A 15,284-nucleotide genomic window follows, 5' to 3' on the forward strand; every position below is an offset into this window, starting at 1 on the left:
GCGGCATGTGGGGTTTTGAAGACGCGTTCGCGCTCGGATCGTCAGTCTTTCGTCTCCACCGCTACGTCTGCCGGGCGTTCATTGACGAAGTACATGAAAAGGATGGCCACAGCCGGCCCCGCGGCCAACGTTGCAAAAGCAGCAAAGAAGGACTGGCCGGTCAGTGCAAATACTCCACCCACGGCAAGCGGCACAAGAACGCTGCCCAACTGCCAGAAACCCGACATGAACCCTGCTGCTGTACCAATCATTTCTGATCCGACGAGCCTTGGTACAAGTGCAACCATCAGCGGCATAAAGCACGACGCTCCCAGCCCGAGGAGGGGTGCAACTATAAGGAATGCCGTGGCGTTATTCATCAGCCCGAAAATGAGGAGGGTCACTGCGAACACGGCGTATACGATCATCGCAGGCACCCGACGCGATGCGTTGAAGTAGTCGGAGACCCACCCCATGATTGGTTTACCCAGCACACCGAGCGCTGCATAGAGCGCCACTATCCCTCCCGCTACCGCCGGGTCAATGCCATGCCCCTTGATGATGAGGGCGTTGGACCATGTGATAAAGCCGTAGGCCCCCCAAAATCCGCCGAAGCCTGCTAAAGCCAGCAGCACCAGATTCTTATTACCGACGAGTGTGCGGAATGTCGATTTTCCTGCTGCTCTTGAGGATCTGGTAACGATGGGTCCTGGGCGGAGGACCACATAGCATACTATTCCGACGATGACCGAAACGACGCCGAAGACGTGGTAGGAGGCTGTCCACCCGTAGAGGTCTATGAGGGCGGGCACTGCGGTGTTGGCAATAACTACGCCGAGGGAAACGGCCGAGGTATAGATCCCCATTACCTTTCCCAACTGGTGGGGTTTGAACCAGCTAGAAATCAGCTTGATGCCGGCAGCATATTCGGCTCCGGCGAACAATCCGACTGTTCCCTGAACCAGGATGCCAATCACCGCAGAAGTAGTGGATCCGAAAACAAACATGAAGGATCCAGCGCCCACAAGGGACACCGCAATGATGGTTCTGCCTCCAAACTTGTCGGTCAGGATTCCTCCACCCGAGATAGAGACGACATAGCCGATGTAGTAGCCGGTGGCGAATACGCCCAGGCTGGCGAGGGGAACACCAAGGTCTTCCCCGACAAAGATAGAGGAAGGCCCCCAAGTGGATCGGTCCAGTGAGGTCATCGTGAACGCCAGCCAGCAAAGTGCCAGCACTATCCAGGGATAACGGCGCCGGGATTGGGAAGGGGCGTCCGAGTAGGTCGAAGTTTTGAGGTGGGAGACCAATTTGAAAAACTTTCTACGCTGAAGATAACTACCAACCGTGAGCTCGGTCAGGTCCGTTTCCGCGGTCGTCGCGGAGCGGGTTCTCCAAATCGACAAGAACCATTACTGCTGATGGACCTGCAGAGCACCGGAGTGTCTTCGAAGTCTAGGGAGGTGTGAGTCACAGTCGTTTTTTTGCTGGAAAGTTCTTCACAGGGGAACATTTCGGCGGCGGGTAAGGCCTTGATGCGGCATCCTATGGCCCCGATCAGCCAATGATACGGAGCCCCTGTCGGCAGAGGCACAGACAACCCTGACTCTTTCTGAAGTTTTGCAAGCGGGGATATTGTTCTAGGTTGCCCTTCCCCGCAGCTGAAGTTGCCCGGTCAGGATTCATGCCCCGAATTTCAGGGAAATACACGGGATGAACTTCATTCTTGGCGGGCGTTTTGGTCCTTGTGCGGGACCTCTCGCCCTTCAATGCTCCATATGGACAGCGACGGTGGTCGCTTCGGGGCAGCGGCGTGGACCTCGACTACATCGTTGTCGCCCTTGATAATCGAGCACTCAGGGACGCCTGCCTCGGAGGTTCAGAACGATCGCATCGGGCTGGTGCTCGGCGACCGCACGACGGACGTCGCCGTTGAGTAAGGTGTCACCGGCGACGTGGAGGACTGGAGTAGGTCAGGGTTCCGGACAGTCAGCCGTGCATCCCACGGTAGTCCGATGCTGCGTACGTGCCGAGGATCCGGACCTCAGAAGTGAAGAACTTTAGTTCCTTCAGGGCCAAGCCAAGCGATGGGTCTTCGGGGTGGCCTTCGACATCGACCATGAACATGGTGGCGGCGAACTGGGTCCCCACCATGTAACTCTCAAGCCGGGTCAAGTTCACGCCGTTTGTAGCGAAACCACCAAGAGCCTTATAGAGAGCCGAGGGCACGTTCACAACCCGGAATACGAAGCTTGTGATAGCTGGTCCGGGAAGTTCCGCCCGGCTTGGCAATTCTGTTTCTCGGGCCAGGACTACAAACCGCGTGGTGTTGGAAGGGTCGTCTTCAACCCCCGAAGCCAAAACGTCGAGGCCGTAGATCTGAGCCGCGAGCGGCGGGGCCAAGCACAGCTTACGAGGGTCGTTCCATTCTCTGATCTCTCGTGCCGACCCTGCCGTGTCCCCGGCAACAACCGGTCTCAGTCCTGCCTCCCGGATTAGGCGGCGGCACTGACCCAGAGCATGGATATGACTATGCACCTCGGTGGCTTCTTCTATTGTGCTCCCGGGAATGCCCAAAAGGTCGAAGTGGATGGGCAGGAAGAACTCGTCAACTATCTGAAGGTTGGATTGCGGCAGCAGGATGTGGATGTCCGCAACCCGGCCGGCGATCGAGTTTTCGATGGGAATCATGGCCCGGTCTGCTTCGCAGCGTGCGACCAGTTCGAAGACGTCTTCGAAGCTTGCGCATGGGACGCTTCTCATCCCCGGAAACATCTGCTTACAAGCGATATCCGAGTTGGCTCCAGGCTCGCCCTGGTACGCAATCGTGTAGGCCATCCTTCGTATGGTGCCACAGGTTAGCCATCCCTCACCTCACGTTCAGAAATCCGGTAAGAGCTTCTATCCACTGTTCGAAGGCATCAAGGTGGGCGTCGTGTGATCCTGCTGCAAGGTCGACGCGTATGACGTCGCTACCCCGCTTCACGAATTGCGCCTTTTGGTCTTCGGTGAACATCCCGTCCTCGGCGTAAACAACTAATGTTGGCGCCTGTACGCGCCCCCACTCCGCCCACCGCGGTTCTCCAAGAGGCGTCAGCACCGCGACCATCACTTCGGGGTCGAAGCGGGGATGCAAACCGTCCTCCCGGCGTTCCATGTCCTCGAGCCAGGCGCGCTGTATTGGACCGTCCCCTAGGAATGCGGACGCCGTGGAACGGTCAGGGAATGGAATGGGCCAGGAGCGGAAGTACTCGCCGAGAGCCGCATGCTCGTGGTCGCTGCCACCCCTTTCACCGCACTCGAGGAGCACGAGGGACCGGACGAGGTCGGGGTGAGCGGCAGCGGTGAGCATTGCGGTGTGAGCACCCATGGAGTGCCCGACCAGATGCACCGGGTCGGAAACCTCGCGATCAATGACTGTGGCAACGTCGCTGACGAAAGCCTTACGCGAGGTGTCTGAGGGCAACCGTGTGCTCAGGCCGTGACCCCGCTGGTCGATCAGTATGACCTTTCGCCCGTGCAGCGCTCGTGCAGTAGGCAGAAATTCCTTTCCGCTTCCGGCCAGGCCGTGGAGGATCACGATGGAAGGCTCACAGCCGTCGATGACGACGTAGCTGATGTCGGTGCCATCAGCTACGCGAACTACGCGCCTGGTTTGATCCACCCAGAAATCCTACGTAACGACCTATCACCGGCCCGTAGGCCCGTACATCCGGAGACTTCCAGTAGGTATCGTCGTTCTCTTGCGATTCCTCCTGGTGGCGCCTGCTAGCGTGATCAGTTGTGGAACCACTTGAGACTGAGCGCCGGGTGATTGATGCTGCTGAAGGCTTAGCGCGAACCCTCGGGGAGAACGACAACCACACCGTGGCCGCCGCTGCGATGGATATTGACGGTTACATTCATCAGGCAGTGAATGTCTACCACTTCAACGGCGGTCCCTGCGCCGAATTGGTCGCCCTGGGCGCCGCGGCCACCGCAGGGGCGAAGCAACTGCTCACGATTGCTGCAGCCGGCGATGGAGGGCGCGGTCTCATTCCTCCGTGCGGTCGATGCCGGCAGGTGCTACTTGATCACCATCCCGACATACTTGTCGCAGTTCCTACAGAATCTGGCCCGGCTGTCCGGCCGATTCGGAAACTCCTGCCTGACACCTACTTCTTCCCGGACGCTAACGGGAGCCGAATCTTCCGGTTCAACAAGCGGTATCACAACGCTGTGATGTCAGGGGAGAAGACAACGACCATCCGCTGGGATGACCCAATCGAGGTGGGACCCGCAACTTTCGTCTTCGAGGGCCACCCCGACTTTGCCCACACTGAGGGCGAGATTCTTTCCGTAGAACGGATCCGCTTGATCGATCTCGATGCTGAACACGTCGCGGGTTTGCGAACGCACTACCCGTCCATGCCTGAAGACGCCGACCTGTCACGCGTCACTTTTCGCATCACCCCGTCCTGAAACCTTGGAGCCGCCAACCTCCGAATCGTGTGACTGAGATCGACCAAGCTCCGTAGCAAACCGATCGAATCTCAAGCGCAGGAATGTCGGCGACTGCCTATGGCAGAGTTACTACATGCGTTTGCTAGTGATTTTTGGTCCGCCCGCGGTCGGCAAAATGACCGTCGGACGCGAGATAGCTCAGCGGAGCAACTTCCGCCTGTTCCATAACCACACCCTCATCGAGCCCCTACTCGAAGTGTTCGACTACGGGACACCACCGTTCACCCGCCTACTTAACGAATGGCGGGCGGGGGTCGTCGAGGAAGCAGCCCTGTCAGGCACCGACCTGCTGTTCACATTTGTGTGGGGCCTAGAGTTGCAGGCAGACGCCGATGATCTCTCGAGGTACATCCGCCCCTATGTCGAGAAGGGCGCAGACGTAGCATTCGTGGAACTGTCAGCGGACCTGAACACGCGCCTGCGACGGAATCGGACCGAGTTGCGCCTCGCCGAGAAGCGATCAAAGCGCGACGTGGAATGGTCCGACTCGAATGTTCGAGATATGGAACGTTTCCTTATGAATACTGACCCGAATGCCACTGTTGGCGGGGCTTTGCCAGGAACCGCACTCCTAGCTGAACACATGCATCTACGGCTGGACAACGGCGATCTCACAGCACAGGAGGCAGCGGCCCAGATTCTCGCCTGGCTAGAAAAGGCTCCAACGGAACACATCAGCCAACAGTCCGCGTCTTAGCGCAGGAGGACAATACCGAAACTCGCATACTGTCAGAGATCGGTTTACGGGCATCAATGGGTATCCCTCGCCGCACTAGCGATGGATTAGGGCCTCGTCCACTGCGATGTAGCCTGCCGAAGTACGAGTGAGGTGCCAATGGTGATCACTTGCCGTCCAGGCGTTTCCCTGAACTGTTGCCATTTGGAGCCACTCCATCATCGTTTGCAAATACCCGTGCATTAGCGCCTCGCGCACCTCCTGACGCAATGGAGAGGGCACTGCGTGATGAATTATGCGAAGCGGCTTAGAGTCCCGCTCTTCGATCCCAAAGTAATTGGCTCGAGCATCCGAGGACCAATCAGCCGTCAGTAGATCCAACGGTTTTACCGGTTTCGTGTCGAGCCAGCTCAATGCCAGAGTTCGCACCCTCACGTTCTGACGCCGAAGTGCCACCAGAAAGTCTTCTTGTCCAAGCGGATAGGACCACCCACTTGGGAGGCGGTCACGACTGAAATTGGCCCACGGATCGTTTGCTTCCATGCCCGTAGCCTAAGCACCCCTTCAGGCCCAACAGCGATCAATCCCTCGCGATCCCTCATCGGACACTGCGACCTAATGCGACACCCCACTGCTCTCCCCGCCGATGCGTCGAAAGAAGTTCGTTCGTTCGTGTCTTCGTCATGCAACTCGCGGAGCTGTGGAAGGTTAGAGCAGTGAAAATTGTGCAAGAAGAAGGTGATGGGAAGCTGAGCTTCCGCCAAACGATCGAGGACGCCGAACTCGAACCGGAAACACTGTATAACGCAGCCAATGACCTCCAGCGAATCTCAAAAGCGGAAGCGATCGAACTGCTTTATCAGATGGCGATTGACGCAGGCGTTACCGACGCTCTGCTGAATTACGGCATCTTCCTGTGGTACGAAGGCAAGCTCAAGCAGGCCATTCCTCCTCTCGAGCAGGCCTACGAGGCCGACGACCAGCATGCTGCCCTGACACTCGGACAGATCTACTTTGAACTCAACGATGCGAAGACCGCCATCACCTGGTTCGAACGATCGGGCGATCACCCATACGTGCCGGTGCGCCTGTCGCGTGCGTACCGTTCCCTCGGAGCCGAGAACACCGCACTGAGAATCCTGCTGGAGGCAAAAGAGGAGAACCCGGAAGCTGCCGTCGAACTCGTACTGAGTGGAGAGCTGGAGGTTGACGAGTCGATTGAACTCCTCGAACGCCACATTGATGAAGGAGGTGTCGACGTGCTCATCCCGCTGGCGAACCTCTATGGGATGAAGGGACGTGTCGCCGACGAAATCGAACTTCTCCGTCGAGCCGTCGCAGCCGGCGAACCGAACGCAGTGCACAATCTCGGGCTAGCGCTTTGGCAAGCAGGACACCGCCAAGAAGGTAGAACACTCTTGAAGGAAGCTGCGCAAAGCGGTGACCAACTTGCCGCTCAAGCGTTGCACGGTCTTCGTAGAAAGCGCCGCAAGAGATAGCACTCATCCCACAACAACGGATCGCTCACCGTACAGCCAGAGATCGGATGCGGGCATAGGTCTGGGGGCCAACCAAGTTGCCGGCGAAGAAAGGCAGGATTCAGCAAGCTGAGGAACCTGATTAACAACAGCTAGTCAATAGATGACATGGCCGGAGTGCTGGGAAGCGTTGCGGTCCGACGAGCAAATCTTGGACTTGCCGTGTGACACTGAAGCGATAATGCGCGAATGATGTGCCATACTGAAGTCAGTCCTCGGCCGAATTCGCGGCTCCGGACGCGAATCAGGAGGACCATTATGCTCCCAGCCTCGCCCGCCGACGTTCTCGGCTCCCATGTTCAGGACGTCCATACCCTTGTGGTCGAAACCGTGCGCTCCCGGCACGAGCGTTTCGCCGAAGCGCATCAGGTTTCGGGATCGCGGTACATGATGGGGTTCGGCAGTCAATGGCGTGATCTTCTGGATGACGTACAGGAAGCCTTCAAGGACCGTGGATATAGGACGCACAAGCTGCCTCCGGCTGGCTACAAACTCCCGGTTATCAACGACTGCCTCGTATATGTCTGGCGCGTCCCGGACTCCAAGGGAGCGGTCTCGTCGTTCGCATCCAGTCCGACTCGGTTGAACGGCTTCGCTGCTCAGCTGCTCGATCCGACGCTCTTCGAGCCGGGATTTGGGGGTGAACCCGAGTCGGAGCTGGCCTCTGATTCACCCGAAGCGACTGATCTCGAGCGCGTGGTGCGGGCAGCCGAGGACGTTATGCCATTAGTCCTAATCATGATCAAGTCCTCGCCGCGACAACTGCAGTCAATCGAATGGGCGGTAGCCGAGCTCGACGGGGAGACGGGAGAGGTCAAGTTGCACGGTCAGGAAAGCATTTGGGAGCCGGAGCTCAACGTTGATGACGTCGTGACGGACGTCGAGTCGTTCGACAGCGGCACTCCGAACGGCCCCACGATCGAGCCGCAGGAGCAGGAGGGGACGCAGCCGGATGCGTGACGATGGCCCCGGCCTCTTTGACTTGCCCGGCGCCGGGCAGACGCATGGCCGCTTCGAGCCGGCGCGACTTACCCAGGCACGCGTTCGCGTTGGCATGAGTAAGACCGATCTGGCCGCCGCGGTCGGAGTGTCCGCTGCCGCGATCGGTCAGTACGAGGCCGGCGTCAATTCGCCGCGCGTCGACGTACTGGACCGTTTGGCGAAGTCTTTGGATGTCCGTCCTGAATTTTTCGACATAGGCCGTCCGCTTGCGCGCATCGACACCGTAAATGCGCACTTCCGCAGCTTAAGATCCGCCCGTGTAAGCGACCGGCAGAAGGCCCTGGCCACTGCGACCTTGGTATGGGAGTTGACGTTTGCGCTTGAGCGCCACATCAGGATTCCCGAGGTCAATCTGCCCGTTGTGCCTGAGCCCACTACTCCGGCGGACGCTGCCGCGCTCCTGCGATTGCATTGGGGAATTCCCGATGGCCCCGTCAAGCACCTTGTGGCGACGGTTGAGTCCCATGGCATCGTGGTCGCCATGCGCCCGCTCGGCGAGATCGACGCGGTCGACGCCTTCTCAGTTGTGATCGTGGATCGTCCCATAGTTGTCACTACGCCGCGTCGGAGCGAGAACGTTTTCAGGCATCGGTTCTCGATCGCGCACGAGATAGGGCACTTGCTGCTGCATTCGGAGTCATGTGAACACAACGCGGCCATCGAGAAGGAGGCGGACGCATTCGCCGCTGCGTTCCTGACCCCTGCCGCCTCTATGGATGCGGCACTTCCGCCGAGGCTCGATTTAGCAGCACTAGACAGGCTTGGCAGGACCTGGGGCGTCTCTCCTCACTCACTCGTCCGTCGAATGGTAGAGCGTGGTCGCACCACTGAGTCGTCGGCCCGGCGGGCGTACCAGCGCCTAACCATGGTCAACGATGCAGCCGCCGATCCGACCAGTGCGTATCCAGGTGAAATGCCCACGCTCTTGAAGAAGGCAGCCGAATTGGCCGCAGACCACGGTGGTGGCGCGCCTGCTCTGGCCGAAGCTCTGAAGATCACTCCGCGTCAGGTGCGCGACTTGCTCGGAGAGGTCGATCAGCGCCCGGTCTTGCGCCTTATCAGCGGCGATTAAATTATGAGCGTTGTAGCAACGAGGGAGCGGTTTCTGAGAGGAGTTCACCATCCAACCCATCTGAAGGGTTCCGCCGAGCAGGAGTGGGATCCTTGAACGCACATGTTCTTTTCTCAAGCGTAAACAGCATCAATTTCCAACAAAGACGAGGCCCGCTGGCTACTGCCCACCTTGATGTCACCTGGTCGTAGTAGCTTTACGGCCATGGAAACGCCCTCGTTACCGCCCAGCGTCATCAAATTCATCGAGTATCTCGCCCGGATGGCGCGCGGATACGATAACCATCTCAAGTGGAATGAGCAGGCCAAGTTCAAGGCCGACCTCATGAACGTCCGTCATCGTTGGACCGGTGTGGAAACGACGGCGTTTCGGGAACGCTGTCTCGCGGAGGGCATGCGGGGCGAGGACGTCGACGAACTTGCAGATTGGTTGGGCAAAGCAAAAACTGGCCGACGGCTCGTTCCACAGCACAGCTACCGCGACTACAGTTTTCCTGAACCAGCCGAAGCCGCCGCGCCTTCGCAGGTGGAGACCAGCCGCGACTGGTGATCAGCTCGGCGGAACCAGGACGCTTTGCCGGACATCGGAGACGCCTCAATAACGCCCCTAATGTGGCGGGGCCGCACAGGCGTACACGCTCGAACTCTAGCTGGGGGAATAGATAAGTGGATGCAGCAACGTCGGCAACGATCTGGGCGGCCATTGCTACGGGTTTTTCGGCCTTGACCGTCGCGGTTCAGTCGATATTTACACGGCAGTCGGTGAACGAAGCTAAACGGTCAGCTGATGCGAGCGAGAAAGCGGTGAACGCCGCGAACGCCACCCTCGAACTTGCTCGTGAAGAAGCGAACCACTCGGCTGTGGGTCTTCAGTTGGCACAGAAGCAGGCGGAGCAAGCTCAGTTGATGGCCGCCGAGACCATTCGAGCAAGAATGGAAGTATCGGCTCCTAACGTCGTGATGAACTTTGTTCACGTCAATGAGCAAGGGCACGCCATCCCGGTCGGCTATGTGGCGTCGGAGGAGTCTGGGTCCCAAGATGATGCTCAACTGGCGGCGGTCGAGGTTGGTCACACCTTCGTAGACCCGGCGGACGAAGATCGTTGGCTTTTCGCAGTTTTTCGCGTGACTTTTCGGAACCGAAGCACGAGTCCCGTGACATTGCAGCTCCATCAGGCATTCAGCCGATTCATTAAATCTGGCGGCGTGCGTGGGAGAACTCGATACCTCACTATTGATGGCTATGGCGCGGAGGGCAGTAGCCGTGCAACCTTCATCCTTATCGGAACGCGGCTCGGTCAGTTGTTCTACGTTGCTAATCATTGTGGTGACCGTGTTATTGGTGGCGAAGGCTACTGGTCCACTGATCTACAAGGCGACTCCGGGTGCTACATCTCCCAAAAGCTTGAGATAACGGGATCCCTACTTCGTCACGGCGCACGTAAGGGCGAGTATCAGCTCAATGCTCTGGGACCGGACATCAACTACCCTTCGACGGCGGTGATGCACCGACAGAAGCGTCATTACGCAGTTGGCGACGATGGCCATGGCGGTTTCCGGCTTTTGCCTGAGGATGATTTCTCCACATTGGCTTAAGCGCGGTCATACTACAGGCAGCCCGTAAGTCGGTCGCACACTGCTGCGTTAGCCGAACGGTCAACGCTCTGGATGTGACCGAACCCAATCAATGGCAGAAACCGATGCCATATGTACGTATGGGCTGAACGCATACACGCACGTTGAGGGGTCGCTTTATTGCAGCCCATACGAGCCCATAGCCACAGGAACCAGAGTCGACTGACGAAGTCCGTGAGTAACAGAGTCCTTGATCTATGTGGAGGGAGATAGCACCCAAACTTGCGATGCATGCCGGAGATCAAGCGGTGCATATAGATGAAGTTTGAGATTGTGTGGTTGAGAGTTCAGCCCTGTACGCTGGGGCAATTTCACGAAGGAGACTAATGGCCACCGATTACGACGAGCCCCGCAACAAGTTCGACGAATCCTCAAACGAGTCCCTTGAGGCGATCCGCGCCTAGGCGGCGCAGAAGACCCAGACGGCGATCATCGACGTCGACGATTCCGACACCGCAGAAGGCATCGACCTGCCAGGCGCCGATTTGTCGCACGAGGAACTGCAGATCCAGGTCATCCCGCAGCAGGCAGACGAGTTCACTTGCTCGTCCTGCTTTTTAGTTCGTCATCACAGCCAAGTTGCCCGGACGTCCGGCAGTCTGCAGTACTGCAAGGAATGCGAAGGCTGAGGAAATCAGCTGATCCGGACGCAGCAGTGCTGAAAGATGCCGGACCCGCGAACTCACTCAGGCGGTCGCTACTTGGATGTACGAGACCGCCGATCTGGATGGCGTTACATTTGCATCCGCCACGGTGACGACCTGTGGTTATGGGCGGTCTTCGAAAGACCAGGCGACGGGCTCTCCAGTCCGCAACTCCGAGGCATAAAGGTAGAAGAGCTCCACTACGAAAGCGGCGCCATCAAGCACGCCTTCCGGATGCTGGACCTGTCTTGGAAGAGCGAATAGGCCCATCTATTACTCTTAGCCGGTCCAATAAGAGGTCGCGCAGAACGTTGAATGCCTTCAGGCTGACGGTCGGAACTGGGCCTCCTGTGCTCGTCGGGGTCGGGACTGGGGATGAGTTCGAATGAGGCCTGCTGCAGGGATCGCCCCGGCGGTTCGCGTCCTCATCACAGGTTCCATGTGAGTGTGGCTCGGGGTGGCGCTAGGCTCCCGTCTTGGCCCGTGATATCTCAGACAGCGGCGCCGGGCTTCCTAGCCGACGGTGATGACGTGCTTCGACATCTTGACGTTTCCGGGAACGGCTTCGAGTTACCGCCTTTCCGCACTGGGGATCAGCCGACAGCCTAGATCCCCGAACGAGCTATGGACTGGCGCCGCATAGGAAACGAACTGCTGCGTCAGTTCGACGAGCAGAGCCCAAGGACTTGGCATCACCATTTACGAGTCCCACCTTGACGCCGGTTCAACCTTAAAACCTTCAATGGCTGTGGGGTGCTCGAACGGATCCCATACGAGCACCCCTCAGTCTCATCCTGTTCAGCGACCCCGTGCCTTCCAGTCTCCTGGTTCGAGATCAACCTCTTGGTACGTTGTTACCGAGACCGGGCCGAACACGCCGTAGGCCTGTCGCGGACCCCTGGAAGGCGTCGCCGCCTCGCCTGTAATGACGCGCATCCGGTTCCGGAGTGTAGTGCCAATCTCGATTTGTACGGTGTTGGCACCAGCTGTCACATACTCGGAAATATCTGCTTCGGGATTCCGCGGGTTGATTCCGCGCACTTCCTTTCCGTTCACGGTGAGCCGCACAGTGTCGTAGACCGACCCGAGGTCGAGGGTTACTCGGCCCGACTTTGACCACTTCTTATCGACGTTGAGTGTGCCCTGGTAGGTTCCGATACCAGAGACATCTTCCAGCCCTGGTATTGAGGTCCATGCCGGGAGCTTGCCGTCCGCGCCGAGCGTCAACGCATGCTCGGATGGCACCCTGGCAATGTCGTACGGGTTGGACCCGTCAGCCTGCTCCCAGGACTCGACATTGAGCTTCCACTCGGTGCCAAGCGCAGCCGTGGGTACCTTTTTAGCCTGCGCGGTAACCTGGGCCCCGTTGCTGAGTTCTGCATTCACCGTGCCGTCGCGGTCGGCCAGCAGCGTGATCGTCTTGTCCGTGTATTCGGCTCCGCCCGCAGCGGTGGTGGAAACGACGCTGGGCAACTTATCGAGCTTCTTGTCCGACCACTCATCACTGATTGCGATGATTGTGGTCTCGTTCCCCTCTAGAGCGACGTCGACCGTTGTACGCCCGTTGGACTGGGTAAATTCGGCAATGGGCGTGATCTGACCGGTCCAAGCGTCGAGCTTGTAAGGTCGGCCTTCGCCCTTCAGTGCATAGGTGGTTGTGAGCGGTGTAGTTGCTGTGTTGTAGAGGTAGTAGAGGTCGCCGGACTCAGTCGAACGGCGCACCGGCACTGCTGTGGTCGCGCCAGTGGCGTCCGCATCAGGCAGAGTCGACGCCTCTTCAAGAGCCGCCGGAACAGCAGCCCGGTCAGCGACCTGAACCGCAGAGCCGGTGGCGAGAATGTCAGCGACAATGCCAGCGATGTCGGCATCACGCTCGGCATAGAACGGCGATTCGGTGGGCGGGGCACCAATGAACAGAATCGGAAAACCAGCCCTGGCGGCTTCGAGAAGGTGATGCGCTGCATCGACCGTCAGCTTCGTTCCCTGATCAACGATAAGGGAACGGTAGCCGGCACCCTCTGCGTCGAGGCGCCCGTCCGACACGGTGAAGGTCTCGAGGTCGAGCATGTCCGGCGACACGAACCCATACGAGTATCCAGCGGCCTGCAGAGCACCGTTGTCGTTGTAGTACTTGGGCGGTGTGGTTCCCAGAAGCATGTCGCTGTAGCTGTGCCGGTAAACAGCAACGTCGGTTACCTGACGTCCTTCACGTAGCGCGACCTGCTGACGACCCAAGTAGTCTGCTACCGGCTCCGCAAGCTCCCAGGTCGGTTGCTTCCCGTAGTTCTCGGAGAAGGAGTTCTGGCCGAACCGGATCCATCCCGGCCAGGTCGCATCGGGGGAGAGGTTGTAGGAGTACCCGTGGAACACAATGTTGTTCACGCCGCCGGCGAAGTTCCCCTCCACAATCGGGAGCGTGTTTTGCCAGCCGAATGCGTTCGTTCCTCCGAAGGAGGCGCAGCATTCGGTGGAGATCAAATTCCGGTCCGATGCATGAGCAGCCGCAGCCGTGTATCGGTAAGCGTCGATCTGATTGTTGTGCTGGAACGATTCTGTTTCGGGGACGTCGATCTCGAACACAGCCTGCGACTGCTCCAGTGATTGCCCGTACGAGGGCTGGAACCGCAGACCGAGATTGTACTGCGCAGCCCATTCACGCATGGGAATGATGTGGTTCTCCACATACAGATCGGTCAGCGTCTGGTAGTAGTCATTGCGGATCTTCTGGCCCACCCCCGGCTCGAACTCGAAGGTTCCCAGCTTAGTATCGGCATTTGCCCGGCCCACAAAGAAGTTGTTGAGGTCCGGAACAAGGATTGCCGGCAGATGCGGAGTCAGGTCATACCCGCGACGGGCCTTGAACTCTTCGAAGAAGTCGTCAGTCCAGAGCTGGTAGGACGACAGGTGTAGCGAATCTTCGAACAAGTACCCGCCGTTATCGGCAAGCAAATCCACCGCAGCGGGGTCTGCAAGGAGCTCCTGTTCCCACAAGGTTGACCAGGCGTTGGTGCCTTCCTTGCTCAGGTGATCAACGACGAACGACTTCGGTTCAGTAATATCGGCGACCACGGCACCACTACCGCGGAACCAGTAGCTGGTCAGCACCCAATCCTCAGAATCATCCGGTGCAGTAAAGGCAATCGGCTGGGAAGAATCCTCCGGCACCTCCAACACAACCGTCGAGGACTGATCGAGGTTGACGCTTGTGTAGTCCTTCGTGCCAACGGCAGACGGGTCGAAAGCCTGACCCGGAGCGAGCTTGGTGGCGACTACTGCGACAAGCTTCTGATCCTTCACATCCGCAGCAGGGGCCTTGATCGGCGCAGGCGCAGGCGCCTCGAAAGTCGAACCTGCGGCCACCTTTACCACACCCCAGGCCAACTCCTTCTCGGAGCCGGCGCTATCAGGAGTGACGTAATTCGATGGCGTAGCTGCAGGGTAGTTCGCGCTCACCATGAAGTCGACGCGAAGCCCGATCTCCGGCTCCGCGGCGAGTGCCAGGGCGGTGCGCATCGCATCGTTCCAAGCATCGCTGTTCCAACCGTCGGTAGCTGCCGACCCACCGCGCACGGGGAATGCACCGATCTCAACCGACCCGAAACCTCGGTCGGCTATATCGGTCAGGGCAGCGCGGAGCTCATTGTCATCAATGGGCGCGAGCGGCATCCATAGTCGCATCGTCGCCCGGTTCTCATTCGAGGGGTCAGCGAACTCTTCGGTGAAGACTGATGAATTGGACGGCAACGGGGAAGTGGTTGCAATGGCGGCCTGCGGGACGATCAACGTTGCGAGTAGCGTCGCGGTCAGCGCTGGCACGGTCAGCCATCTATGTGACCCGCGAGCAGGTCCAACTGGCCGCTTATTTGGAAACTTCACTGTTTCTCCTTGTCATCGTCGACATACGCCTCTTCTTCCCCTTTATCAGGAATTACTGATGTCAAACTCTGCACGGCAAGAATGCGATTACCGCAGCCAGAGTAGGAAGAAATTGAATGGTTTCAATTGAGCAAACTATATGCTTGTTACACATTTCAGTCAAGGAGTATTCATGCTGTTACTTTTGATGTGCAACAACCCCGTGAGCCGCCACATACACAAGTCCTCGATCACCGACCTGCTGATCCGAGGTGATGAGCGGTAGGCGGGCGAACTACCTGATCGTCCTGCCTTGTACTTCGGTGGGGTGGCGTATCTTAAGTGTGGTTTCGAGGCGGACAAAAAAGCAGCTCAACG

The 15,284-nt window shown here is 58.5% G+C and carries 12 protein-coding genes and 1 pseudogene; 9 read left to right on the top strand and 4 right to left on the bottom strand.

Features of this window, described 5'->3' with window-relative positions:
* Positions 1 to 41 precede the first annotated feature (41 nt).
* Positions 42 to 1,220, bottom strand: coding sequence for an MFS transporter (locus tag M1D74_RS17325; RefSeq protein WP_458117367.1), 1,179 nt, complete (start codon positions 1,218 to 1,220; stop codon positions 42 to 44).
* Between the two features lie 540 nt (positions 1,221 to 1,760).
* Here M1D74_RS17325 and M1D74_RS17330 point away from each other — a divergent pair.
* Positions 1,761 to 1,922: a hypothetical protein gene (locus M1D74_RS17330; RefSeq protein ID WP_458117353.1), complete on the top strand. Its 162-nt coding sequence runs from the start codon at positions 1,761 to 1,763 to the stop codon at positions 1,920 to 1,922.
* Between the two features lie 49 nt (positions 1,923 to 1,971).
* Here the strand turns inward: M1D74_RS17330 and M1D74_RS17335 are convergent, their stop codons facing one another.
* Together M1D74_RS17335 and M1D74_RS17340 are read right to left on the bottom strand one after the other, a co-directional pair.
* Positions 1,972 to 2,820, bottom strand: coding sequence for a prephenate dehydratase (locus M1D74_RS17335; protein ID WP_458117354.1), 849 nt, complete (start codon positions 2,818 to 2,820; stop codon positions 1,972 to 1,974).
* Positions 2,821 to 2,851: 31 nt separating this feature from the next.
* Positions 2,852 to 3,646: an alpha/beta fold hydrolase gene (locus tag M1D74_RS17340; RefSeq protein WP_458117355.1), complete on the bottom strand. Its 795-nt coding sequence runs from the start codon at positions 3,644 to 3,646 to the stop codon at positions 2,852 to 2,854.
* 119 nt (positions 3,647 to 3,765) lie between these two features.
* On the opposite strand from M1D74_RS17340, the gene M1D74_RS17345 reads away from it, so the two are divergent.
* The 8 genes and pseudogenes from M1D74_RS17345 (at position 3,766) to M1D74_RS17380 (ending at position 11,036) form a co-directional block, all read left to right on the top strand.
* Entirely contained in the window at positions 3,766 to 4,443 is a 678-nt protein-coding gene (locus tag M1D74_RS17345) for a hypothetical protein (protein WP_458117356.1), read from the top strand.
* 115 nt (positions 4,444 to 4,558) lie between these two features.
* Positions 4,559 to 5,182, top strand: a complete 624-nt coding sequence (locus M1D74_RS17350) for an AAA family ATPase (protein ID WP_458117357.1) — start codon at positions 4,559 to 4,561, stop codon at positions 5,180 to 5,182.
* A gap of 662 nt (positions 5,183 to 5,844) precedes the next feature.
* Positions 5,845 to 6,660, top strand: a complete 816-nt coding sequence (locus M1D74_RS17355; protein ID WP_458117358.1) for a hypothetical protein — start codon at positions 5,845 to 5,847, stop codon at positions 6,658 to 6,660.
* 297 nt (positions 6,661 to 6,957) lie between these two features.
* On the top strand, positions 6,958 to 7,659 hold the full coding sequence (locus M1D74_RS17360; RefSeq protein WP_458117359.1) for a hypothetical protein: 702 nt from the start codon (positions 6,958 to 6,960) through the stop codon (positions 7,657 to 7,659).
* A complete protein-coding gene (locus M1D74_RS17365; protein ID WP_458117360.1) occupies positions 7,652 to 8,773 on the top strand; it encodes an XRE family transcriptional regulator in 1,122 nt (373 codons plus the stop codon). Before M1D74_RS17360 ends, M1D74_RS17365 begins: the two co-directional genes overlap by 8 nt.
* 204 nt (positions 8,774 to 8,977) lie before the next feature.
* Complete coding sequence (locus M1D74_RS17370) at positions 8,978 to 9,322, top strand: hypothetical protein (protein WP_458117361.1); 345 nt, start codon at positions 8,978 to 8,980, stop codon at positions 9,320 to 9,322.
* A gap of 116 nt (positions 9,323 to 9,438) precedes the next feature.
* On the top strand, positions 9,439 to 10,368 hold the full coding sequence (locus M1D74_RS17375; RefSeq protein ID WP_458117362.1) for a hypothetical protein: 930 nt from the start codon (positions 9,439 to 9,441) through the stop codon (positions 10,366 to 10,368).
* Positions 10,369 to 10,733: 365 nt separating this feature from the next.
* Positions 10,734 to 11,036: pseudogene (locus tag M1D74_RS17380) on the top strand (DUF4193 domain-containing protein).
* A gap of 813 nt (positions 11,037 to 11,849) precedes the next feature.
* Here the strand turns inward: M1D74_RS17380 and M1D74_RS17385 are convergent.
* Positions 11,850 to 14,867 carry a glycosyl hydrolase gene (locus M1D74_RS17385; RefSeq protein WP_458117219.1) on the bottom strand — a complete coding sequence of 1,006 codons (3,018 nt, stop codon included), beginning with the start codon at positions 14,865 to 14,867 and terminating at the stop codon, positions 11,850 to 11,852.
* Between the last annotated feature and the right edge of the window lie 417 nt (positions 14,868 to 15,284).

The organism is Arthrobacter sp. D2-10 (genome assembly GCF_054161285.1).

What these genes read in the sequence shown, in the direction of transcription:
- M1D74_RS17370 (WP_458117361.1), top strand. Translation starts at nt 8,978, where the DNA reads ATGGAAACGCCCTCGTTACCGCCCAGCGTCATCAAATTCATCGAGTAT.
- M1D74_RS17350 (WP_458117357.1), top strand. Translation starts at nt 4,559, where the DNA reads ATGCGTTTGCTAGTGATTTTTGGTCCGCCCGCGGTCGGCAAAATGACC.
- M1D74_RS17355 (WP_458117358.1), top strand. Translation starts at nt 5,845, where the DNA reads ATGCAACTCGCGGAGCTGTGGAAGGTTAGAGCAGTGAAAATTGTGCAA.
- M1D74_RS17330 (WP_458117353.1), top strand. Translation starts at nt 1,761, where the DNA reads ATGGACAGCGACGGTGGTCGCTTCGGGGCAGCGGCGTGGACCTCGACT.
- M1D74_RS17365 (WP_458117360.1), top strand. Translation starts at nt 7,652, where the DNA reads ATGCGTGACGATGGCCCCGGCCTCTTTGACTTGCCCGGCGCCGGGCAG.
- M1D74_RS17335 (WP_458117354.1), bottom strand. Translation starts at nt 2,820, where the DNA reads ATGGCCTACACGATTGCGTACCAGGGCGAGCCTGGAGCCAACTCGGAT.
- M1D74_RS17360 (WP_458117359.1), top strand. Translation starts at nt 6,958, where the DNA reads ATGCTCCCAGCCTCGCCCGCCGACGTTCTCGGCTCCCATGTTCAGGAC.